Origin of the sequence: Aliirhizobium smilacinae (assembly GCF_006335145.1) — a bacterium.
GTDB classification, from domain to species: Bacteria; Pseudomonadota; Alphaproteobacteria; order Rhizobiales; family Rhizobiaceae; genus Neorhizobium; species Neorhizobium smilacinae.
The window spans coordinates 426,341-449,213 of record NZ_VDMN01000002.1 but is presented as its reverse complement, the minus strand read 5'-3'; the positions used below and the strand labels follow the sequence as shown (position 1 = coordinate 449,213).

Here is a 22,873-nt window from a genome sequence, read left to right as displayed (position 1 = left end):
TCCGTCTTTCCTCGAAACACGAAACTGCTCTATCTCTTTCGTTTCATCGCAATTCCAGCAACACGGGTTCCCGCTTTTGCTGGAACTGCTCTGGCCTTACTTCTTCGGGCTGACATTCCAGAAATGCGGCCAGTAGGTCGGCTCGTAACCGGAAACGCCGTTGGCAACGCCGGAAACGGCATTGAAGTTGCCAACCTTGTAGAGCGGTGCATCATCATAGATGACCGTCTGGATGCCATCCCATGCTGCCTTCTTGGCATCATCGGTGGTGGCGTCCATATAGGTGGCGACAGCCTTTGCCTTCTGATCGGAAACGTACCAGCCCGGATAGGTGTCGGTGATCGTGTTGATCGTCGTCGGGTCACCCGGGAAGTTGGAATGGGTGATGAAGATATCCCATGCCTTCGAATCCGCGCGGCGGGTGGTGAGCGTTGCCCAGTCGACCACCTGCAGATCGACTTTGAACCCGGCGGCTTCGAGATAGGCCTTGGCGACTTCGCCGATCTTGTAGTGGAATTCGTACTGGCGGCTGGTCAGAAGGCGGATCGGGGTTCCGTCGTAACCGCCATCCTTCAAGAGCTTTGCAGCTTCTTCCGGGTTGCCGTCGCCGTAACGGGCGACACCTGCTTCGGTGTGCCAGAAGGAACCTTCCGGGAAGATCGAGGCATCGACGCTGAAGAAGCGGTCGTCAGAGAAGGCGGCCATCATCATGTCGTTCGGGTTGAGCGCAACCTGAACCGCCTGACGCAGCTCCTTCTTAACGAGCAGGCCTTCCTTCATGTTCATGTTCATCGAAGCCCAGCCGGCATCGCGGAAGATGACGGGCTTGGCATTGCCGCTCTTTTCGACGCGCTCGAATGCGCTGACCGGAAGGGAGTCCGCATAATCGAACTGGCCGGAAATCAGGCCTTCAACGCGGGTATTTGCATCGGGAACCGGAACGAAACGGATTTCCTTAGCGATCGCCTCGCGCTTGCCGGCATAGTTGCTCGGCGTGCCTTCCGGCGACTTGTAGCCGTCGAAACGGACGAGCTGGGTATATTGGTCGGGCTTGCGCTCCTTCAGGGCGTAAGGGCCGGTGCCGACGAATTCGGTCAGCGTGTCGGCGATCTTTTCCGACGGCAGGATGACCGAGGCCTGCGACAGCGTGGCAAGCAGCGGCGCATAACGCGACTTCAGCTTGAAGACGACGGCATGATCGCCATCTTCCGTCAGGCTTTCGACGATGCCGGCGACCTGCTTGCCCTTGGAATTGACTGCCATCCAGCGCTTCAGCGAGGCGGTGACATCCTTGGCATCGAAGGCGCTGCCGTCATGGAACGTGACACCTTCGCGCAGCGGGATCGTATAGGTCAGGCCGTCTTCGGAAATCTTCGGCATTCCGGCTGCAAGCAGCGGTACGGACTTCCATTCGGCGTCATAGGTGTAGAGCGTTTCGAAAATGTGCTGGTCGATGGTCAGCACGATGTCGGTCGCCGTCTGCATGACGTCGAGCGTCGGCGGTTCGCCGATCGTGGCGACAGTCAGAATACCGTCGCTTGCCTGGGCCAGAGCCAGGCTGCTGGTGCCGGCCAAGGCCGCCAGCGTCATCAGAACAAGTGCACTCTTTTTCATGGTCATCCCCTTGTTGCGTTCGGTTCGGTCAAAGATTTCGGCCGGCTTTCCTGTCCGGTCGAGAATTCAGGCATCCAGTCCCAGTGGATCGGCCACACGCGGCCAGAGCTTCAAGCTCGCCTTGCGATAGGGCGTCGTTGCCGGGTTGGTCGGATAGGAGGTCGGCGCGGCGATATAGACGATCTCGGAGGAGACCGGCTGGAAACCGGCGTAAAAATGATTGGTCGACTTGATCAGCATGTAGGCCTTCGAGGCGAAATCGATGCCCTGATTGGAGAAGATGTCGGGCTCGTAGGTCTGGGTGCGGCTGGTGATCAGCACGATATCGATATTGGTGCCGACCGGACGGATGACAGCGGCGCTGCCGAGCGTGACGCGCGAATTGCGAAAACTCTGCCAGCCGGCGTCGAAAACCTTCTGCACGGTGACGCACAGGTCGAGCGGATCGCCGCCTTCCGGGCTCGACTTGCCGCCGACGCGCAAGGCCAGTTCCGCACCTTCACCCGCCGCGTGGCAAAAGCTGACGGCAATCGGGTCCCAGATGGTGGCGACGGCAAAATCGTCCATTCCGCGTTCCATCATCCGGCGCAGGATATAGGTGGCATCGCCCGCCACGCCGCCGCCGGGATTGTCCCAGACATCGGCAATCGTCACCGGCTTTTGCTGATGCGCGGCGCGGATGGCGATCGCCTTGTCGAGACCGGCCTCGGTATCGAACATCGGCATGGCAGTGGTCTTGCGCAGGCTGTAAAGCTCGCGGCCGAGTTTTGCCGCCAGTGCGTCACCCTTTGCCTTGTCATTGTCGGAAACGACGACGATGCGGGTGCCCATGTCGGGCACGTCGCCGGCCATGAAACCGTGGATGACCGAGGCCGACAGGATGCCGTCATGGCCTTCCAGCGCCTGCATGCGGTCGACAAAGGAGCGCATCGGTTCGCGGCTGGTCGGGAAGATGGTGATCATCCGGCAGTCGAAGGTGGAGATGACCGGCCTGATCTTGCCACGCAACGCCTGAAGCGCCAGTTCAACGACGTGTTCGCCGCGCTGTTCGAAATCTGTATGGGGGAATTCGAGGAAGGCGGCCATGATGTTCAGGTTTGCAACACGCAGCGCCGTCAGGTGGCTGTGCGGATCGAATTCGGCAGCGATCAGCACGTCCGGCCCGACCATGTCGCGGACACGGGCGAGGAAATCGCCTTCCGGATCGTCATAGCCTTGGGCTGCCATCGCGCCATGCAGGCCGAGGACCACGCCATCGACAGGCAGGGCGGCTTTCAGCTCAGCAAGGATCTGGTCGCGCAAGGTTTCATAGGTCTGGCGCTGGATGAGGCCGGCGGGTTCGGCCCAGCAGGACGTGCCTTCGATGACGGTGAAACCTTCTTCGCGGCCTCGGCGGCGCAGGATCGGGACGACGGAGGAACACAGGGTCGGCGTATCCGGGTGTTCGCCCGGCGCGGCATAAAACGCCGCCTTGAAGGCGTTCATATCCGTCGGCACGGGTGAAAAAGTGTTCGTCTCGGTCGCCAGCGAGGCGGTGAAGATGCGCATGTCTGTTATCCGAATGCACTCCGGCCAACGCGCCGCTGTTACAGCCGCCCGAATACCGTCGCCATATTGTCCCTGATGTGAAGTTTGCCGGAGCTGCCATGTCCCGACCGCCGCGTCAGCGACAGTCCAGGCACTCTCGGTTCATCCGATGTCCCGTTTTCCTCAAGTTCGCCCGCTCACCGTTTCGGTGTAATTTATTTTCTTCATAATGCGTCAAATGTTGCCGAAGTCAACGGATTTTCAGATTTCGCACTATTTTGTGTAATTTATTTTCTTAAGCGTGAAAATCGAAGAAAATTTTCACGGCCTTCCCCAGGCGTAGCAGCCGACGTCGAGGCCGGTGCAACGGCATTCTGTTTTGGAATCAAGCCATTCGGCCGGTCCCGGCTGCGTGCCGGCGGCAAACAATCGTCATCGCCGCATGAAAAAGGGCGCCCCTGAGAGGCGCCCGATTTTCATCATTCCGTGACCGCCGCGCCTTGCGGCAGTGAGCGGCTGGCCTTTCGCGGTAAAAATTTTCAGGCCGCAACCCTACCAGACGGTGCCGCGTGCATCGACATTTTCAACCCGCGAAACGATGCCGTCGCGGTGGAAGACCATGCGGTCGAACAGGTTGGTGACGACGCATGTATGGTTCGGCACGACCTTCACCATCGAACCGATTTCGGGGAAGGGCGTCTTGCAGTCGGTCAGATCAACGACTGCATGTTCTTCCGAAAGCGAGACGACGCGGGCGCCCTCGAAACCGGCAATCGCACCATAATCGGTAAAGCCGAGCAGGTCGGAGGTCAGTGCCTTGGAGCCGCTGTCCAGCACGGCGCGATCCGGCGCCGGGCGGGACACGACGGTGGCGAGGATATGCATGGCGAGATCGTCATTGCTGCAATGGCCGGCGCGCACCATGCTGCGGTCGTTATAGACATAGGTGCCGGCGCGGTGTTCGGTGGCAGACGGCACGAGATGGGCGGAGAACAGATCCGGCGAACCGCCGCTGGAGCGCATGGGGCATTCGATACCCTTTTCCGAAAGCAGCGCCATGGTGCGGACGATGAAAGCCTCGACCTGTTCGGCGCCACCGGTGGCCGGATAGGTCATGATGCCGCCGAAACGAAGGCCGGGAGCGGCAGCGATCTTTTCGGCAAGCGCAACAGCTGCTTCCGGTGTCTGCACGCCACAGCGCTTGGCGCCGGTATCACATTCGATCAGCACGGTCAGCGGACGGGAGGCGTCGAAGGTTGCGGCGAGGCCGGCAATCGTGGTTTCGCTGTCGGCGACGACGGCGAGTTTTGTCACGCGGGCATTGAGGGCTTTCAGGCGGGCGAGCTTGGCGGTACCCAGAATGTTGTAGGTAATCAGGATGTCTTCGAAACCGGCATCAGCGAAGACTTCCGCCTCGGTCACTTTCTGGCAATTAAGGCCGACCGCGCCGGCTTCCACCTGCTGGCGGGCGACGGCTGCAATCTTGTGGGTCTTGATATGCGGGCGAAACGCCTTGCCATGGCTGTCGCAATAGGCCTGAACGCGGGCGATGTTGGCGGCAAGCCGCGCCTCGTCGATGACCGGCATCGGGGTTGCAACCTGTTCGAGCGGCGTGCCGGGTTCGGGCCAAGGATAGTTCATGTCTGGAGACCTCGTTGGAAAAGGCGCACTGCCGGATGACGGAAGCATAAGCGCGGGAAGGTTGTTTTTATTTTCGTGGAACAGGCGAGTTTCGTTGATGCTGGCGGGCATTATGCTATCAAATTGCATGCCAGTGAAATTCATTTTCACGAGCTTAAGCATTTTTCTGATGTGGCCAATCCGAGGGGAAAACCGAATGGATCTGTTTCACGCCCTTTCCGATCAGGATGGCCGGCTTTCCGGTCTTGAAGCTAAGCTCGCACATTTCGCGCTGGAAAATGTCGATTTCGTCGTCAACGCATCGATCATCGAGGTGGCGGAAAAGGCCGGCGTCTCGCCTCCGACGGTCACCCGTTTCTGCCGGCGGCTGGGTTGCCAGGGATATTCGGACTTCAAGGTGCAGCTGGCAAAGCTCGCCTATGTCGGCCTGCGTTATCTGACACCGGAAGCGCCGACCGCAACGGCGGAAGAAGTGGCGCAGGATATCGTCTCGAAGGCGCAGAACGCACTGTTCGAGGTGCATCGCCAGCTTGATCTGAGGGCGATCGAAAAAGCAGCGCAGATGTTGCGGGCCGCGGAGTTTATTCAGGCCTTCGGCGCCAGCGGCAATTCGGCGATGATCGTCAACGAGCTGCATAACCGGCTGTTTCGCCTCAGTTGCAGGGTCCATGCATCGAGCGACCACGGCATGAACCTGATGATCTCGGCGGCGGCTCAGCCGGGCACTGTCGTTTTCGGCTCGTCGTTTACCGGCCGCGACATGGGGCTTGTCCATTGCCTTGACCTGCTGCGGGAGCGCTCGATCCCGACGATCGTGATGACCCAGAGCGGTTCGCCGGTCGCCAATGCCGCCGACGTGGTGATCGCGATCGAGATGCCCGAGGGCAAGAACATCTTTCGACCGACATCGACACGCTATGCTTATCTGGCGGCGATCGACATCCTTGCCAACATGGTCGCCTATGCCGACCGCACAAGAGCGTTGAAATCGCTGCGGGCGATCAAGGAAGAGCTGGTACGCAATCGCGACGGCGACGATCGACAGTTGCTCGGCGACTGACGGAATGTTTTACCCGAGCGTTCTGGCCGTCAGTTTCGGCAGCATGAGACGGAAGGCGACGCTGCGGGCGCTCTGGAAGAGGAGCAGCGCGATCCACAGGCCGTGATTGCCGAAGAGCGGCTGCAGCACAGCCCAGGCGGCAAAATAGATTGCCAGCGACAGAAGCATGAGATTGCGCATCTCGCGCGACCATGTCGCGCCGATATAAACCCCGTCCATCTGGAAGGCGATGGCACCGACCAGCGGCATGATCGCTGCATAGGGCAGGAAAGCTTCGGCCAGTTGCTCGACCGTTGCATTGGGGGATGCGAGATCTATGACCCACCAGCCGCCGGCGAGGAAGGACAGCGCAACAAGCGCGCCGAAGACCAGCGCCCAGATCGTGGTGAGTTTGATCATCCGGTCGAAGGCAGCGCGGTTTCTGGCGCCGACGGCGCGGCCGGCGAGCTGTTCGGCCGCTGTGGCGATGCCGTCGAGGAAGGCGACGCCGAAGAAATAGAAGCGCAACAGGATCGTGTTGGCAGCGAGGATATCGATACCGAGTTCACCGCTCTGGCGGGTGAAGAAGGAAAGCCCGATCAGCAATGCAAACGAGCGGATCATCATGTCGCCATTGACGGAAAACAGCCGTCGCAGGCTTTTCACGTCCGGTAAATTCCAGCTCGACTTGTCGGTGCGACAGAGGATGATGGCGGCACCGGCCAGTGCCGTGACGATTTCGGAGACGAGGCTGGCGATCGCGAGGCCAGCAACGCCGCCATCGAGACCGAGTACCCACCAGATGCTGAGGCCAAGATTAAGGCCGTTCAACAATCCCTGCAGAAGCATTGCGGTAAGCGCATCGCCCCGGCCGATGATCCAGCCGAAGGCGACGAAATTGAACAGCACGAAGGGGGCCGACCAGACGCGCCAGGAGAAATAGACTTTTGCCGCGTCTGCGACCGCACCATCGGCTCCGAGCACAGTGAGGCCGAGATTGCCGATCGGGACGTGAAGAAGCAGGATGACGAGGCCGGCGACCATGGAAATGGTCAGGCCGCCGAGCAGCATGCGCTGCTCGTAACGGCGATCACCTGCGCCAAAAGCCTGGGCGGTGAAACCGGTGGTCGCGCCGCGCAAAAAATTGAAGGTGACGAACAGCACATCGAAAATGACGGCGGCAAGCGCCACGCCGCCGATCAGCGCCTCCTGCCCCAATTGCCCGATAACGCCCGTCGCCACAAGGCTGACGAGCGGGGTCGAGAAATGGGCGACCATCATCGGGATCGCGATGCGCAACACTTCGCGATGGGTGACATCGAAGGAGGGGACGCTGTCTGCCGTCGTTGCGGTTGCCACTTAGTCTTTCCGGTGCGGTTCTCCGAGCGTGTGCATCAACCGGTTTGCCCAGCCGAAGATCGCAACGGAATGAATGAGGTCGAGGATTTCAAGATCACTCAGGCCAGTCTCGCGCAAGTGGTAGAACTGGTAGACGCCGACATTATCCGGATGGGCGGTCAGGTCGACGCCGAAATTGAACAGTGCCTGATCGTATTCGCCAAGATCGGCGTCGAGACCGTTCTGGTAGATCTCCTCCACCACTTCCCGCCGTTTTTCCAGCTGGATGAAACGGTTGGCGTGAACCTGGGCGCAGTAGATGCAGTGGTTGACGAAGGAGGCGGCGAGCGCCCCGAGCTCACGGCCGCCTCGCGAAAGGCCGCCATCGCTATACATGATGTCGTTGAAAAGTGGTGAGCGCTCGGCCAGCATCTCGGTTTCCTGCGCCAGCACCAGCACATAGGCGGAAACTTTTGTATTGGACGGGGTTACCTTAAGCGCATCCAGCTGTTCGGGCGTCGCTGTCTGCAGATCGACCGGCTTGACGTAAGGCTGCCATTCCAGTGCATCGAGGGTGAATTCGTGAACCGCGTCAGACATGTCAGTTGTCCCTCAGCATCTTCAGGCCGGCGACGACCAGAACCTGGTAATTGACGAAAGCGATGATGCCGGCGAGCGTGACGATATCGCGATCGTCGAGACCTGCGGCATAGAGCTTTTCTATATTTTCGCGCGTTGCCGCTTTCGGGTTTTTCGTCACCAGATCGATATGACGCAGTATGACGGTGAGGCGGCTTGCCTCGTCTTCCGGCTTCCATGCGGGGTCAGCGATGGAGAGGACATCGCCGGTGGCACCTTCCGCGGTGGCGAGTTCCCGATAATGCGCAAGCAGTTCCTGCGAGGTCCACAGCGCTGCCATGCGAGCGGCAAGGGTGGCGCGTTCCGCATAGGAAAAGTTGCGCGGGTCGGTCGGGTGAAGGGCCGCGACATAGCTGGTCTGGGTGAGGTGCTTCAGCTTGGCGCGCTGTTCACGTAGGGCAAGCAGCGGCGAGGAAGGGCCAAGCCCCAGCACCTTGTCGATCACATCGACGGTCGTTTCGGTCGTCATATGATTGTATTCCTCATTCTTCCGAAAGGGCTTCGTCGAGAAAACTCAACCGGTCCTGCCCCCAGTAGAGCACGTCCTTATAGATCCAGGTCGGCGTGCCGAAGACGCCGCGCTTGCCGGCTTCTTCGTGGCTGTCGAGCCAGGCCTGCATGATTTCCGGCTGGTCTTCCATCGCCTGCAGTTTTGCGCCGTCGAGGCCGATCCGGTTGGCGACGTCGATACGGACATCCGGCTGGGTCACGTCGAGTTCCTCGCTCCACAGAGCATGAAGAAGGGCGTGGCTCAACTCCAGTGACGGCAGGCCGAGCCTGTCGGCAGCGATCACCATGCGGGCGGAAAACTCGTTGTTGGTCGGATAATATTTGGGCTTGAGCACTAGCGGCATGTTGAGCCGCTTGCGCCAGCGATCGAGTTCGACGGCGTGATAGTCCTGCCGCGGCTGCGGACGGGAACGCAGGGGCACGCCGCCATTTTCCGTGACGATGCGGGTCGGGCGTACCACGACGTCGAGATCGTGTTTTTCGATCAGCGCCTTGAACTGCGGCCAGCCGAGATAGGCCCACGGAGAACTGAGGGCGTGGTAATAATAGACTGTCTTGCGCATGATTATCCTCAAGCTGTCTTCTGTTCGGGGAGATCGGCGTCGGCATCGACCCATTCGGAACCGTCGAGTTCCGGCTTTTCATAGGCGAGCAGGGCTTCCCAGTGGTAGTCGATATCCTGAATGAACAGGCCGGCGGAAACGCCGCGGGCGAGCCATTGTGCGCCTTCACTGATTGCCGGGATATCGCCGCTGACCTTGCCGAGGCTCATCGTTGCGCCGTAGTTGAAGCAGTGGATGTTTTTCAGCCAGGGCGCAGTGCCGGGCGTCTTTTCGGTGAAGGAAAAGTCGTCTTCCAGCCAGGGGAAACGGCCAAGGCTGGGGTTCTCTTCCCCGATTGGCGGAGTGATGCGATCCTCCCAGCAGGCGATCTCAGCCTTGTAGGGTTCAAGTTCGCTGCGGGCCAGCGGGTCGACGGTAAAGCCGGTGCCGAGAATGACGAAATCGGTGCGGAAGATGCGGCCGTTGGTGGTGGTGATGACCACTTCGCTGCCTTCCTCCTTCATCGAAGCAATGCCGCAATCGAAGTGGAAGAAAGCGTTGGCGTGACGGCTGACCCGCAGGGTCGAACCGTGCGGCGCAGGGGTCTGCTGACGGGTGGAATAATCCATCAGGCGCCAGCGCCATTTCGGATCGATCTTCGGGAAGCCGGCGGTGACGCCATAGGAGCCGATGCCCATCAGCTTGTTGACCGTCGGCATCTTCTTGCGGCGGGCAAGAAGGCGCACTTCGCCGGCACCGGCTTCCAGCGCTTCTGCGGCATTGTCGACGGCGGAAGCGCCGACTCCGATGACGACGACGCGCTTGCCCTTGAGAGTGGTGAAATCGACCTCGTCGGCCGAATGCGCCCAGCTTTTTCCGCGCTGCATGCCTTCGACGAAACCGGGAATTTCGGCGGCACCCAGACCATCGCGGCCGGTTGCCATGACCAGCTTGCGGGTGAGGATGGGTTCCTCAGCGCCGCCGGCGATTTCAAGCTCCAGTAGCCCGTCCTCGCGTGGCACCATGCGGGTGACATGGATGCCGTTTTCGACCGGGATGGAGAGCACATCACGGTACCAGTCGAGGTAATCCATCCACATCGGGCGGGGGATCCGGTACAGTTCGTCCCACTTGGCGATGCCGAAAAGGGCGGTGTACCAGGCGCGGAAGGTGAGCGACGCCATGCCGGCTGCCGGTCCGAGCAGGGTTTTCGGCGAACGCAGGGTTTCCATGCGGGCAAAGGTTTTCCACGGGCCTTCGCGGCCTTTCGGCGCCTTGTCGATGATCCTGACATTGCGGATGCCGACGCGGGAAAGCGCGAACCAGCCGACGAGGCCGCACATGCCGGCGCCGATGATGACTACGTCGCTGACCGGTTTGCCATCAACCTTGGCCGAAGCCGGCGACCAGTTGGCGACCGGATAGTTCAGGTATTCGAGGTCCTGCGCAACGCGGGCGTTCAGTTCGGCAAGCTTGGGATCGTTGAAACTGCGGATCGGTTCGGGACTCATGTGTCAGGTCCTGTTCGGTTCAAATCTTCCACGGTCCCTGCCGCCGTGGGCGGCCGGGCAAAATGCCGGTAAGGCCGGCGGCAATGATCAGTCGGCCAGCACCACGGCGTCGTTCTCGCGCCATGTCAGCCAGACGTCGTCGCCGGTCACGGCCGAAAGCGCTACTGGGTCGAGCTGAGCGACAACGGACTGGCCGTTGTTCAGGCTGATCGTCAGAGACGTATGATCGCCCTTGAAGATGCTCTGCGTGATGCGGCCGGAAACGGCAATGGTGTTTGACGGCTTTTGCGACAGAACCGAAATGGCTTCCGGGCGAAGCGCCGCCGCAACCGTGTTGCCGACAGACGGGCTTTGGCCGTTGAGGTTCGCATGGACGACGCTGCCGTTCCATTCGATTGCGGCGAGCCCGCCATCGATGGCCTTCAGCCTGCCCTCGATGAAATTCGTCTCGCCGATGAAGTTGGCGACGAAGCGACTGCGCGGTTTTGCGTAAAGCGTGTGGGGATCGCCCATCTGCTCGATGCGGCCGGCATTCATCACCACGACGACATCCGACATGGTGAGCGCTTCTTCCTGGTCGTGGGTGACGAAAATGAAGGTTTTGCCGGTGGTCTTCTGGATCGATTTGAGTTCGATCTGCATCTGCTGGCGCAGTTTCGCGTCGAGAGCCGACAGCGGCTCGTCGAGCAGCAGGACGTTCGGGTTGGGTGCAAGCGCCCGCATCAGGGCGACACGCTGGCGCTGGCCGCCGGAAAGCTGGCCCGGCATGCGTTCGGCAAAATCGGTGAGCTTGACGAGCGACAGAAGCTCCATCGTGCGCTTGTGGATGGCGTCGGATGCCATGCCCTTCAGTTCGAGGCCGAAGGCGACATTGCGGCGGACGTTGAGATGCGGGAAGAGCGCATAGTCCTGAAACACGATGTTGACGTTGCGCTTGTTGGGCGGGAGCTTGCTGATCTCCTGGCCGTCGAGAAAGATCTCGCCGGACGTCGGCGTCTCGAAGCCGCCGAGCATGCGCAGCGTCGTCGATTTGCCGCAGCCTGAGGGGCCGAGCAGGGTGACAAACTGGCCGGGTTCGATGGCGAGATCGAGATTGTCGACCGCGAGCGACGAGCCGTAAGATTTGTTGACGTTACGGAAATGAACAACTGGCTGCATGGATTACATCCTCGAACGGCGGGTGAAATGCTCGGCGTAAAGCCCGATGGCTGCGGTCACGATCAGCACAAGGGTCGCCATGGCATTGATTTCGGGTGACATGCCGCCCTGCACCTTGGCGAAGATCAGCATGGGAAGGGTGGTCTGGTAACCGCCCAGGAAGAAGGTGCGGACGAAATCGTCGATACTGGTCAAGACGCAGAAGACCATGCCGCCTGCGAGCGCCGGTACGAGATAGGGAAGCGTTACGCGCATGAAGGCGACAAAACTGTCGGCACCGAGATCACGGGCGGCATCGACGAGATTGTTCGGCATCGAGCGCAGCCGGGTCAGCACCATGATGACGACGAAAGGCACGGCGTGCACGGTGTGGCCGAGAATGATCGCGCCGGTGCCGGTCGGGATATCCAGGACGCGGATGAAGATACGCAGAGAGATCGCGTTGATCAGGCCGGGTACGACTGCCGGAAGACAGGCGAGCGCAAAGATCACGGAGCGTGCCATGATGCCCTCGGCGGAGATCAGGAGTGCGATCCACACGCCGATGATCGTCGCAAACAGCGTCGTCATCACGGCGATGAAGATCGAATAGAGGCAGGCTTCTAGGAACTGCTTGTCCTGCAGCACCTGCGCATACCATTTGAGGGTCCATTTATCGATCGGGAAGGCGACGAAATTGGCGTCCTTGAAGGAGATCGCCATCATCAGCGCCAGCGGCAGGAGAAGATAGATCACGAACAGCCAGTAGGAGGCCTGAAGCGCGGTCTTGGGGAAGTCGGAAAAATAGGAGCGCATGGGTCAGATCCTCACATCAGCTTGACGGTACGGCCGCCGACGACACGCATGAACAGACCAACGGTCGACAGCGAGACGGCAAGCATCAGGATGGAGAAGGCGGCACCTTCCGGCCATTTGTCGCTCGAGCCGTGGAACAGGCTGGCGATGATTTCCGGAAAGATCGTCGAGTTCGGCCCGCCGAGAAGAAGCGGCGCGGCGAAGACACCGATCGAGGTGAGATAGACGAGGCTGCAGCCGGAGATGATGCCGTCCTTGGACAAGGGCAGGATGACCCTGCGGAAACGCTGCCATGGTCCCGCGCCGAGATCGGCTGCTGCATCGACCAGCGACGAGGGGATCTTTTCGATCGCCGAATAAAGCGGCAGGAGCATGAACAGCGAGATCAGGTAGATCACGCCGAAGCTCAGCGAGAAATAATTGTAGAGCAGGATAATCGGGCGATCGATGAGACCGATCTCGCGCAGGAAGACGTTTACTGCGCCACGGTTGGCGAGGAACATGATGACCGAAAAGGTGCGGATCAGCTCGCCGGCCCAGAAGGGCGTGAGTAGCAGCAGCAGCGCGCGGGTCCGGTTTTCGGGCTTGACCACTTTCGCGACATAATAGGCGACGGGATAAACCACGATCAGCGTCGTGGCAGTCACGCAGACGGCAAAGATGATGCTGCGTAGGAACGGCATGAAATAGAGCGGTTCCTGGAAAAACAGCCGGTAATTGTCGAGCGTGTAGACAGGGCCGCCCGGTGCCGGCGGATAGTTGTCCATTATGCTGATACGGGCCATCTGGTAGATCGGGCCGATATGGAGCGTGACGATCCAGACCAGCGGGATCGCCAGAAGCAGCACGAGGCGGGTCTTGTGGCTGTTGGCGATCAGGCCGATCGTTGCGGCGTAAAGCGGCGAGGCCACCAGCTTGCCGATCCATCCGGCATAAGACGGGCCGGCCCTTGGAGACACTTTCGCGGTTTCGGTCATACTACTGTCGACCATCATTTCGTTCCCATTCGTCTTTTTGCTTTTGACTGCAGTTGCGAGCGACCGGCCCTTTTGCGGGACCGGTCCTCTGCATTACGGATGGGCGGCTTAGCCGGCCTTCACTTCGGCCGAAGCCTTGTCGATCATGTCGTTCTTCATCTTGCGGTTCTTGGAACTGAAGAACTGGATGCGCTGCAGCTGCTCGTCCGGAAGCGTCATGGCGGCGCGTTCCTTGTCGTTCAGCACCGTATCTACGCCGGCAAATGCCGAGGCAAAGCCCGACTGGCGGCTCATGGCCGCGCCGATTTCCGGCGACGACAGCATGGCGTCGAGGAACTTGTAGGCGGCATCCGCATTCGGCGCGTTGTTGACGACGTTGAACGAATAGAGGAAGCCGTAGGTGCCTTCCTTCGGGATGGAAAGCTCGATCGGGTGGCCATCCATGATCAGCTTGGCGGCCGGGCCGGACCATGCCTGGGCGACATAGATGTCCTCATTGACGAACATCTGCTGCACTTCCGAGCCGGCGTCGTAATATTTACGCACCTGCGGCTTGTTCTTGATCAGGTAGTCGCGGGCCTTGTTGGTGGCTGCAAGCGCTTCCGCGTCCTTGCCCTCATAGGTCACGTAGTCGCCGTCGGTGCCCTGATATTTCATGGTGATCGAGAGGAAGTCGGAGACGATGTAGGAGGTCAGCTCCTTGTACTGCTCGTCGAACATGATGTCCCAGCTGTCCGATGCCTTGGTGTATTCCGTGTTGCGGACCAGGCCTTCGAAACCGGCGAGAAGCGGCACGCCATAGGTCTTGCCGTCGATCGACAGCTGCGGGGCACCGGCATAGGCAGGTGCAAGCTTGTTCCAGTTGCCGATGCGGCCGGTGTCGAGCGGCGCAAGCAGGTTGGAGGTGATGAACTGCGACAGGCGGTGGCCGGTGACGGTGACGATGTCGGTCGACGGTGCGTTCCCTTCGGCTGCCAGAAGATTGTACTGCTTGCCCTGGTCATCGGTCAGGCGGATACGCACCTCGATGCCGGTGTCCTTCTGGAACTGGTCGATGAAGGACTGTGGCACGAACTTGTCATAGGTCGTGATGTTGACCACCTTGCTCTGCGCCATGGCAGGGCGGATGATCGACGGTGCAGCCAGGATGCCGGTCCCAGCGGCCAGCATCTTGAGTGTCGAACGGCGTGTCTGTGTGAAGTCTCGCATATCAGTCTCCTTATTATCCTGTCCGGGTTCCCCTAGGCATTGCAGACTTCACACCCCCAGTTAGTGTATCGGCGCTGCCAGCCCTGTTTCCGCTCGTGCCGCGAAAATATGCGCGAGCGAGATATCGACTGCCGCATCGGCATGCAGCAGGGTCGAATCGAATGTCGGAATGTCGAAATCTGCGGCGCTCACAAGCAGCCCGATTTCCGTGCAACCGAGGATGACGCTGTCGGCGCCCGCGGCCTTGCCCTTCTCGACAATATCCAGATAGCGCTGGTGCGAGGCGCTCTTGACGATGCCGCAGCACAATTCGCCGAAGATGATGTCGTGTACGTCCTGCCGATCGGGCGCATCGGGCACCAGAACCGAAAGCCCAAACTTCTCTTCGACGCGACGGCGATAGAAATCCTGTTCCATCGTGTAGCGGGTTGCGAGCAGCAGTGGACGCTTGCAGCCGGCAGCCACCACGGCTTCCCCGGTCACGTCGGCGATATGGAGCAAAGGAACATCGACGGACTGCTGCACGTCGTCCGCCAGCAGATGCATCGTGTTGGTGCAGATCAGGATCATGTCCGCTCCAGCCTGTTCCAGATCTCTTGCCACCTTGCTCAATTCGCCTGCCGCCTGCTCCCAGGCCCCCTGTTTTTGAAGGGTTACGATATCCTGAAAATTGACAGAACGCATTACCACGTCTGCCGAATTTAGCCCTCCAAGCCGTTCGCGGACCTGCTCGTTGACCCGGCGATAATAAACCGCCGTGCTTTCCCAGCTCATGCCGCCAATCAGACCAATCCTTTTCATCTTCCACCCACGAGGTTGTTGTGTTTGGAAAGAGGGTAGACAAACAGGCATGGAGATGGATTGCTTTTTTTGACCAAAATCAAGAAGGTTTTGCAATCTCATCCTACGAATTTGTTTTTCTATGAGGATGGATTGACGAAAATAGTAGTTGGTTTAAATTTTGATCATCACTGCACGCAAAATAAGCGGTTGATTGTCCGCGTCGAAGGTGAAGAAACGCGCGGAAACTATCGTTGCCTGAACCCGGGTGCGAAGAAGCATTTGTCATAGGTCAGGCCCTTGATGAAAAATCTTTCTAGAAAAAAATGCGCATGCGCAAATTCATCCCGGAGCGACCATGTTTGACCAGATCGATCGCAAGATAATCGAGATCCTTCAGCAAAATGCCGAGAAATCGGTGGTGGAGATCGCCGAAGAAGTGGGTTTGTCGCATACGCCATGCTGGCGGCGGATCAAGCGGATGGAGGATATCGGCCTGATCCGCAGCAAGGTGGCACTGATCGATCGGCGCATGGCGAACGTGCCGATGACGATCTTCATCTCCGTCAAGGTGCCGCGTCACACCACCACCTGGCTCGATGATTTTCGCAAGGAAATCAAGGAAATTCCCGAAATTCTCGAGGCCTATCGGCTGACCGGTGACACCGATTACCTGCTTCGCGTCGTAGTGCCGGACATCGATGTCTACGACCAGGTCTACAAGAACCTGATCAGCCGGCTGGAATTTTCCGACCTCAGCTCTTCCATCGCCATGGAGGAAATGAAGTTTACAACGGCGCTGCCGACAAAATACATGTAACGCCCACCCCTGCGTCCAAATATCGTCCCCACATCAAGGAGAAATCATGCGCGTCAGCATACTCGGAGCCGGATCCATTGCATTCGGAATGGCCGCCTATCTCGCGAAAGAAGGCCATGACCCCATGCTCTGGTCACCGTCCGGAAAGAGCACAAGCGTGCTTGCCGATGGCGCAGCGCTGACCGCGAATGGGGCCTTTGATTTCTTCGGTCCGGTGCGTATCGCTGCCGATTGCGAAGAAGCGATCACCAGCGCCGACGTCATCGTGGTCGCCTTGCCGGGTTACGGCCACAAGGCCGCGTTCGATGCGGCTATTCCGTATCTGAAGTCCGGTCAGCCGGTGATCATCTCGTCGCATTGCTCCTTCGGCGCGCTCTATCTCTCCAAAGGACTTGCTGCGCGTGGCGTGAAGCTGCCGATCACGGTCTGGGGAACCACGCTTCTCACCGGCCGCCAGCAGCCGGACCTCGCCACCGTCAAGGTCAATACCGTCCGCCAGAAGGTGGATATCGCCACGCTGCCGAAGTCGGAGATTGAGGCCGGGCATGCGCTCTGCACCGAACTGTTCGGCGACCGCTTCGTCAAGCGTGACGGGCTGATGGCAATCTCGCTGAGCAATCTCAATCCGCAGAACCATCTCGGCATCGCATTGCTCAATCTTACCCGCATGGAAAAGGGCGAGACCTGGGGGCAGGGCGACAACATTACCCCGACGGTCGGCCGCGTCATCGAAACGCTCGATGAAGAACGTCTGGCGATTGCCGCCACACTCGGCCTGTCGGTGCGTACCGTGCGCGAGCATTTCTCGCTATCCTTCCACGTGCCGATGGGCAGCGTTTCGGAAATGAACCAGCAGATGCATGCGGAAGGCCGTGGTGGTTTCGGCCCGACAACGGTCGACAGCCGCTACATCTACGAGGACGTGCCCTTCGGCCTGGTCCCGACTTCGCTGCTCGGCCGGCTGGCGGGCAAGCCGACCCAGTTGCACGACGCTGGTATCGCCATGATGTCGGCTGCGACCGGACATGACCTGCCGGCGGAAAACGATCTGCTTCCGGCCATCGGCATTGAGGCCCTGACGATCGAACAAGTCGCCAAACTTTGCGAGGAAGGCTACTGATCAGCGCTCACATGCCGGACCGACATGTCGGTCCGGCATTGAGGTTCACTGAACCTCGTTGACATAACGGTGGTTTGCGGTCGTCGCCCGGTGAGCGGAAATCAGCACCGGCACGGCCATCTGGTCGTAAGCGATCTCGTCGATGGTGAGGACCGCGGCCGGTATTTTCAGGTTCAGCCAGCGGGCATCTTCGTCCGTCGCGAGATCCGCACCGATCTGCTCGCGGATGGCGGAAATGCGGATGCCGAAACGATCGAGCAGGTGCAAATAGAAGAGTGGCGGGATGTCCTCCGCCTTTTCCGGGAAGTCGGGAACCCGTTCGCGCGACAGCGTCAGCGTTTCGTGCATGATCGGCTTGTCGTCGACGTAACGCACCCGGTGGAAAGCGACGACCGGCGCGCCTTTATCGATCTGAAGTTTTTGCGCTTCATTCACGGATGCGAGGCCCGTTTCGAGCGTGGTCACCTTCGTCACCGACTTGCTGAGCGATCCGTCGAGCCCGTGCAGGCGAAAATACTGGAAGAACAGGCGAAGGCTGTGCTGCGGTTTGCGGCCGGTAACGACGGTGCCCGTCTTGCGGCGGCGGCTGAGAATCCCGTCATTGGTGAGGTCCATCAGGGCCCGCCGAATGGTGCCGACCGCCACTCCGTAAGTTTGCGATAATGCCACTTCGCTAGGCAGTACCGAACCGGCCTCAAGCTTTCCCAGCATGATGGATTCGGTAATCTGCCGCTTTACCACCTCATAGAGCGGCAAAGACAGCTCGCCGAGCCTCTGTGCTTCCGATGAAATATTGGGCAGTTCTGGCAATTATTTGCCTCTTCTTTAGAGTTGACTCATGATGGCGATCTACGCAGTATTACTATATAGTTTATATTAAAGCGCAAGCTGAGGAGGCTGGCGCTGAGGTACTGAGGATACCGCATGGCCGAACAACAATCTGGCTCGCAACCGGGCACCCTGACCTCTGCCATGGCAGCGATTGAACGCAATGTCGAGATCGCTGTTCAGGATTTGGCACGGATGGTCGCGGTCGATACGTCCTTTCCGCCCGGCGAAGGCTATGGCCCATTCGCCGATCTGATGGCCGAGCTTCTGGCGCCGCTCGGTTTCGACTTCGACCGGGTGACGGTGCCGCGCGACCTCTGGTACGTCGAGGGCGGCCCGGCTTCCGGCGAGCGGACGAACCTGGTGGCGACGCGCGATAGCGGGAAACCGGTCTGTGGACTCTACTACCATGTCGATACGGTTCCGGTTGCGCCGGGGTGGTCGCGCAATCCACTGTCCCTGACGATCGAAGGCGACAATCTCTACGGTCTCGGTGCTGCCGACATGAAGGGCACGATCGCGGCGACCCTGCTTGCGCTGCGTGCGGCGAAGGAAAACGGTGTAGCACTTGCCTATGATCCGATGCTGCTTCTATGCACCGACGAGGAGGGAGGGCTTTATCCCGGCATCCGTTATCTCGCCGAACAGGACATGCTCAAGGGCCATATTCTCAATTTCAACGGTTCTGCCGCACCGCGCATCTGGGCCGGCTGTTTCGGCATCTTCAACCTGCAGGTGACGATTACCGGCCATGCGGTACATGCCGGCGAGGGCAACCGCACCGGCACCGGTGTCAATGCCATTGAAGGTGCTTTGCCGGTACTGAACGCGCTGGCCACGTTGAAGCCGGAGGTTGCCAGTCGCACATCGAAGCTGGCGCCACCGCCGCATGCGACGGGGCCGCTGCGCCCGTCACTGACGATTGCTGCGGTCAATGGCGGCACGGCGGGCGGGCAGGTGCCGGCCGAAATCAAGATCCTCGTCTCGCGCCGTTATGCGCCGGAAGAGAATTATGACGAGGCGCGCGCCGAAATCGAAACCGCGATCCGTGACTGTATTACCGGGACCGAACTCGGGCTCGCTGTCGATCTGGTCGGCCATCTGATCCCGACCGGTGATCCGGACGGACCGCACTGGCCGCGTTGGCAGAAAGCTCTGTCGGAAGGTTTCGGTTACCAGCCGGAAGACTTTCACAAATGGGGCGCCGCGAGCTGCTCCGACTTCGGTTATGTGCAGAAGGCGGGTTTCGGGCCGGAAGTGCTGCTCGGCGGCCTCGGTCGCCCGGCAAGCTGCATCCACAGCCCGGAAGAGCACACGACGCGCCAGGACATCATCGCGCTCGCCAAGAGCATTCTCGCCTATCTCGCGGCGGACTTTGCCGCCGACTCAATCCCAGAAACACGCCATTCCTGAAAACCGCAGCTGATAAACAAGGGAACTGAAAACATGCTGGAAATGAAACGCCGATTCTTCCTGGCCGGCACTGCCGCCATCCTTGCCGCACCGTCGATGAGCTTTGCCCAGGCAACGCCGGTCAAGGGCGGCACGCTGAAGATTTCCGTCGACCAGGCGGCAAGCGTCATCCATCCGCTGCTCACCCGCGTCAACCCGGAATACCTCGTCACCGAACTGCTCTACAGCAACCTGACGCGCCTCAAGGTCGACATGTCGATCGAGCCGGATCTGGCCGAAAGCTGGAGTGCCAACGATGCGCTGACCGAATGGACCTTCAAGCTGCGCACCGGCGTCACCTTCCATGACGGTTCCGCCTTTACCGCCAAGGATGTCGTCGCCACGTTCAAGGCGATCCTCGACCCGGCAACGGCTTCGCCCGGCCGCAACAATGTCGGCCCGATCGCCGATATCGTTGCCGTCGACGATGCGACCGTGCTGTTCAAGCTCTCGGGCGCCTATGCCGACCTGCCCGTCTCGATGGCCTATACCAATGCCCGCATCATTCCGGCCGCAATCGCAACTGGCGACCTCAAGAGCCTGTCGACCAAGGCTGTCGGCACCGGTCCATTCAAGCTGGTTTCCTATGAGCCGGACCGCCTGATCGTCGTCGAACGCAACGAAAAATATTACGACCCGGCACGTCCCAACCTCGACCGCGTCGAAGTGCATGTCTTCCCGGATACGTCGGCAGAAAGCTCGGCGCTGCTTTCCGGCGATATCGACATCATCTCGACCATCCAGCCGCCGGAATTCTTGCGTGTCGATGGCAATGACGGCATTACCACGCTGCGTACGCCGTCCGGCCAGTTCTGCAACATCAACTTCGGCTGCGATACGGCTCCGTTCAACGATGCCCGCGTTCGCCGTGCCATCGCGCTCACCGTGGACCGCGAAGCCATGGTCGGTTTCGTTACCGAAGGTTTCGGAACCACCGGCAACGACACGCCGCTCAACCCGTCCTACCGTTTCTTCAAACAGGTGAAGCAGCGCGAACAGAATATCGAGGAAGCCAAGAAGCTTCTGGCCGAAGCGGGTCACCCCGATGGCCTGGAAGTAACGCTCATCGCCTCCGATCGCCCGGCAGTGCGCACCCAGCTCGCCGTCGCCATGCGCGAAATGGCCAAGGAAGCCGGTATCACCATCAACGTCCAGACCATGCCGCATGCGACCTATCTGGAACAGGTGTGGAAGAAGGGCTCGTTCTATGTCGGCTTCTACAACATGCAGCCGACCCCGGACGGTATCTTCAAGCTGCTCTACACGTCCGACGCCTCGTGGAACGAAACCCGCTGGAACAACAAGGCATTCGACGCGCTGATCAATGAAGCCCGCGGCACGGCTGACGAGGCCAAGCGCACCGAACTTTACACCAAGGCACAGGAAATCATGAACGAGGACGTTCCCTCGATCATCCCGTCCTTCTTCGACGTCCTGGCTGCCAAGCGCAGCTGGGTCGAAGGGTTCGAAGCGCATCCGCGCGCTTCCGTCTTCCGTCTCGACTACGCTTCGCTGACCGACAAGGCGCCAAAGCGCGGCTGATCCGTCAATATCGCCGGACGCCTCGTCGGCGTCCGGCCCTCTTGTCCAAGGAACACGCCCCTGTCTCCGAACTATATAGCCAAGCGGCTGGTGATGATCGTCTACACGCTCTTTGTCGTGTCGCTGATCGTCTTCGCCATCACCCAAATCTTGCCCGCCGACGCCGCCGTGATGATGCTCGGCGAAAACGCCACCCCGGAAGCGCTCGATGCGTTGCGCCAGACCATGGGTCTGGATGCGCCGATCTGGCAGCAGTATTTCAGCTGGGCCTGGCATGTGGTGCAGGGTGATCTCGGCACCTCGCTGCGCACCGGTCAGCCGGTCGGGCCTGCCATGTTCGAAGCGCTCGGGCGCTCGCTGCTCCTGGCGTTCTTCTCGATCGGCCTGATGCTGGTTCTTGCCATCCCGCTCGGCATCATCGCTGCGATAAGACGCGGCAAGATCGCAGACATGGTCGTCAGCCTCGTTTCCTATGCCGGGGTTGCGCTGCCGGAATTCGTCACCGCGACGATTGCGGTTCTCGTCTTCGCCGACTGGATGAAGTGGCTGCCGCCGACCGGTTACGTGCCGCTGACGGAAAATTTTGTCGATGGCATTGCCCACCTCGTGCTGCCGGTCTGCGTCATCTCGATCATCCTGATCGCCCACGTTTCCCGCATGGTACGCTCCGAACTCGTTGACGTGCTGCATACGGACTATATCCGCGCCGCCCGACTGAAGGGTATTTCGCGCGGACAGGTGCTGCGCCGCCATGCATTGCGCAACGCGCTTTTGCCGACCATCACCATCGTTGCGCTCGATGTCGGTTACCTGCTCGGCGGCGTCATCGTCGTGGAAGAGATCTTTGCCATCCCCGGCATCGGCCGCCAGCTGATCGTTGCCATCCAGGCGCGCGACCTGCCCGCCATTCAGGCCGGCGTGTTGATCATGGCTGCAACCTATTCGATCGTCAATTTCATCGCCGACATCCTCTATGCCTGGCTCGACAAGAGGATCCAGTATGACTGATTTCCTGAAACGCCTCTTGAAGACGCCGCAGGGCGCCATCGGCATCTTCCTCGTGGTGCTGGTTCTGTTGGTCGTCCTGTTCGGCCCGCTGCTTGCTCCGTATGACCCGGAAAAGCTGTCGCCGCTCGCCCGCTACAAGGGACCGAGCCTGATGTATTGGCTCGGCACCGACCAGTATGGCCGCGATATTTTCAGCCGTCTGTTGATCGGCGCCCGCGCCACCGTCGTGATGGCAGTTCTCGCGACCATCGCCGGTACGTTGATCGGCGCCCTGATCGGAACCGCATCCGCCTTTCTCGGCGGCCGCGCCGACGAGTTGATCATGCGCACCATCGATGCCGTGATGTCGATCCCGAGCCTCCTGTTCGCGCTTCTTGTGGTGAACCTTCTCGGTTCCAGCACCGTCAACGCGCTGGTCGCCGTCGCCATCGCCTTTGCACCGGGCATGGCCCGTATCACCCGCAGCGTGGCGCTGTCGGTGCGCAAACAGGACTATGTGAATGCGGCGATCGCCCGTGGCGAAAGCTCCGGCTACATCATCCGCCGCGAAATGCTGCCGAACGTGATTGCGCCGATCATCGTCGAGATGACCATTCGCGTGTCGTTTGCCGTGATGCTGTTCGCGACGCTCTCTTTCCTCGGTCTCGGCGCGCAGCCGCCGGCTGCCGAATGGGGGCTGATGGTCTCGGAAGCGCGTCGTTACATGCATCTTTCCGCCGGCATCCTGATCTGGCCGAGCGTGGCTATCGCCATCGTCGCCGTCGGTTTCAACCTTCTGGGCGACGGTCTTCGCGATGCCCTCAATCCGCGGACCTGAGGTGAC

The 22,873-nt window shown here is 60.2% G+C and carries 21 protein-coding genes; 7 read left to right on the top strand and 14 right to left on the bottom strand.

Going from position 1 to position 22,873, the window contains the following annotated elements:
• Positions 1–96 precede the first annotated feature (96 nt).
• The 3 genes from FHP24_RS12865 to FHP24_RS12855 all read right to left on the bottom strand — a co-directional run bounded on the left by FHP24_RS12865 (position 97) and on the right by FHP24_RS12855 (position 4,782).
• Positions 97–1,614: an ABC transporter substrate-binding protein gene (locus FHP24_RS12865; protein WP_139676587.1), complete on the bottom strand. Its 1,518-nt coding sequence runs from the start codon at positions 1,612–1,614 to the stop codon at positions 97–99.
• 66 nt (positions 1,615–1,680) lie between these two features.
• Positions 1,681–3,162 (bottom strand): M81 family metallopeptidase, encoded by a 1,482-nt coding sequence (locus FHP24_RS12860; RefSeq protein WP_139676586.1) that lies wholly within the window; start codon positions 3,160–3,162, stop codon positions 1,681–1,683.
• Between the two features lie 531 nt (positions 3,163–3,693).
• Positions 3,694–4,782, bottom strand: coding sequence for a D-TA family PLP-dependent enzyme (locus FHP24_RS12855; RefSeq protein ID WP_139676585.1), 1,089 nt, complete (start codon positions 4,780–4,782; stop codon positions 3,694–3,696).
• Between the two features lie 196 nt (positions 4,783–4,978).
• On the opposite strand from FHP24_RS12855, the gene FHP24_RS12850 reads away from it, so the two are divergent.
• Complete coding sequence (locus FHP24_RS12850; RefSeq protein ID WP_139676584.1) at positions 4,979–5,842, top strand: MurR/RpiR family transcriptional regulator; 864 nt, start codon at positions 4,979–4,981, stop codon at positions 5,840–5,842.
• A 9-nt stretch (positions 5,843–5,851) separates the two neighbouring features.
• Here the strand turns inward: FHP24_RS12850 and FHP24_RS12845 are convergent, their stop codons facing one another.
• The 10 genes from FHP24_RS12845 to FHP24_RS12800 all read right to left on the bottom strand — a co-directional run bounded on the left by FHP24_RS12845 (position 5,852) and on the right by FHP24_RS12800 (position 15,301).
• Complete coding sequence (locus tag FHP24_RS12845; protein ID WP_246091732.1) at positions 5,852–7,180, bottom strand: MATE family efflux transporter; 1,329 nt, start codon at positions 7,178–7,180, stop codon at positions 5,852–5,854.
• Positions 7,181–7,759, bottom strand: a complete 579-nt coding sequence (locus tag FHP24_RS12840) for a peroxidase-related enzyme (RefSeq protein WP_139676583.1) — start codon at positions 7,757–7,759, stop codon at positions 7,181–7,183.
• Position 7,760: 1 nt separating this feature from the next.
• Positions 7,761–8,267: a CMD domain protein gene (locus FHP24_RS12835; protein ID WP_139676582.1), complete on the bottom strand. Its 507-nt coding sequence runs from the start codon at positions 8,265–8,267 to the stop codon at positions 7,761–7,763.
• 13 nt (positions 8,268–8,280) lie between these two features.
• Positions 8,281–8,871, bottom strand: a complete 591-nt coding sequence (locus FHP24_RS12830) for a 2-hydroxychromene-2-carboxylate isomerase (RefSeq protein WP_246091730.1) — start codon at positions 8,869–8,871, stop codon at positions 8,281–8,283.
• Positions 8,872–8,879: 8 nt separating this feature from the next.
• Positions 8,880–10,361 (bottom strand): NAD(P)-binding domain-containing protein, encoded by a 1,482-nt coding sequence (locus FHP24_RS12825; protein ID WP_139676581.1) that lies wholly within the window; start codon positions 10,359–10,361, stop codon positions 8,880–8,882.
• Between the two features lie 87 nt (positions 10,362–10,448).
• Positions 10,449–11,519 (bottom strand): ABC transporter ATP-binding protein, encoded by a 1,071-nt coding sequence (locus FHP24_RS12820; RefSeq protein WP_139676580.1) that lies wholly within the window; start codon positions 11,517–11,519, stop codon positions 10,449–10,451.
• A gap of 3 nt (positions 11,520–11,522) precedes the next feature.
• Entirely contained in the window at positions 11,523–12,314 is a 792-nt protein-coding gene (locus FHP24_RS12815) for an ABC transporter permease (RefSeq protein WP_139676579.1), read from the bottom strand.
• A gap of 11 nt (positions 12,315–12,325) precedes the next feature.
• Positions 12,326–13,306 carry an ABC transporter permease gene (locus FHP24_RS12810; protein WP_139676963.1) on the bottom strand — a complete coding sequence of 327 codons (981 nt, stop codon included), beginning with the start codon at positions 13,304–13,306 and terminating at the stop codon, positions 12,326–12,328.
• Positions 13,307–13,399: 93 nt separating this feature from the next.
• Entirely contained in the window at positions 13,400–14,500 is a 1,101-nt protein-coding gene (locus tag FHP24_RS12805) for an extracellular solute-binding protein (RefSeq protein WP_139676578.1), read from the bottom strand.
• Positions 14,501–14,560: 60 nt separating this feature from the next.
• On the bottom strand, positions 14,561–15,301 hold the full coding sequence (locus tag FHP24_RS12800) for an aspartate/glutamate racemase family protein (RefSeq protein ID WP_139676962.1): 741 nt from the start codon (positions 15,299–15,301) through the stop codon (positions 14,561–14,563).
• 337 nt (positions 15,302–15,638) lie between these two features.
• On the opposite strand from FHP24_RS12800, the gene FHP24_RS12795 reads away from it, so the two are divergent.
• Entirely contained in the window at positions 15,639–16,100 is a 462-nt protein-coding gene (locus FHP24_RS12795; protein ID WP_139676577.1) for an Lrp/AsnC family transcriptional regulator, read from the top strand.
• Between the two features lie 46 nt (positions 16,101–16,146).
• Positions 16,147–17,220: an NAD/NADP-dependent octopine/nopaline dehydrogenase family protein gene (locus FHP24_RS12790; RefSeq protein WP_139676576.1), complete on the top strand. Its 1,074-nt coding sequence runs from the start codon at positions 16,147–16,149 to the stop codon at positions 17,218–17,220.
• Between the two features lie 45 nt (positions 17,221–17,265).
• Here the strand turns inward: FHP24_RS12790 and FHP24_RS12785 are convergent, their stop codons facing one another.
• Positions 17,266–18,030 (bottom strand): GntR family transcriptional regulator, encoded by a 765-nt coding sequence (locus FHP24_RS12785; RefSeq protein WP_139676575.1) that lies wholly within the window; start codon positions 18,028–18,030, stop codon positions 17,266–17,268.
• 114 nt (positions 18,031–18,144) lie between these two features.
• On the opposite strand from FHP24_RS12785, the gene FHP24_RS12780 reads away from it, so the two are divergent.
• From FHP24_RS12780 to FHP24_RS12765, 4 genes are read left to right on the top strand one after another with little or no spacing between them, the layout of a single operon-like run.
• Positions 18,145–19,461: a M20 family metallopeptidase gene (locus FHP24_RS12780; RefSeq protein ID WP_139676574.1), complete on the top strand. Its 1,317-nt coding sequence runs from the start codon at positions 18,145–18,147 to the stop codon at positions 19,459–19,461.
• A gap of 33 nt (positions 19,462–19,494) precedes the next feature.
• Entirely contained in the window at positions 19,495–21,042 is a 1,548-nt protein-coding gene (locus tag FHP24_RS12775) for an ABC transporter substrate-binding protein (protein WP_139676573.1), read from the top strand.
• A gap of 60 nt (positions 21,043–21,102) precedes the next feature.
• On the top strand, positions 21,103–22,050 hold the full coding sequence (locus FHP24_RS12770; RefSeq protein WP_139676572.1) for an ABC transporter permease: 948 nt from the start codon (positions 21,103–21,105) through the stop codon (positions 22,048–22,050).
• Positions 22,043–22,867, top strand: a complete 825-nt coding sequence (locus FHP24_RS12765; RefSeq protein ID WP_139676571.1) for an ABC transporter permease — start codon at positions 22,043–22,045, stop codon at positions 22,865–22,867. The genes FHP24_RS12770 and FHP24_RS12765 overlap by 8 nt, the downstream gene beginning before the upstream one ends.
• Positions 22,868–22,873: the final 6 nt, after the last annotated feature.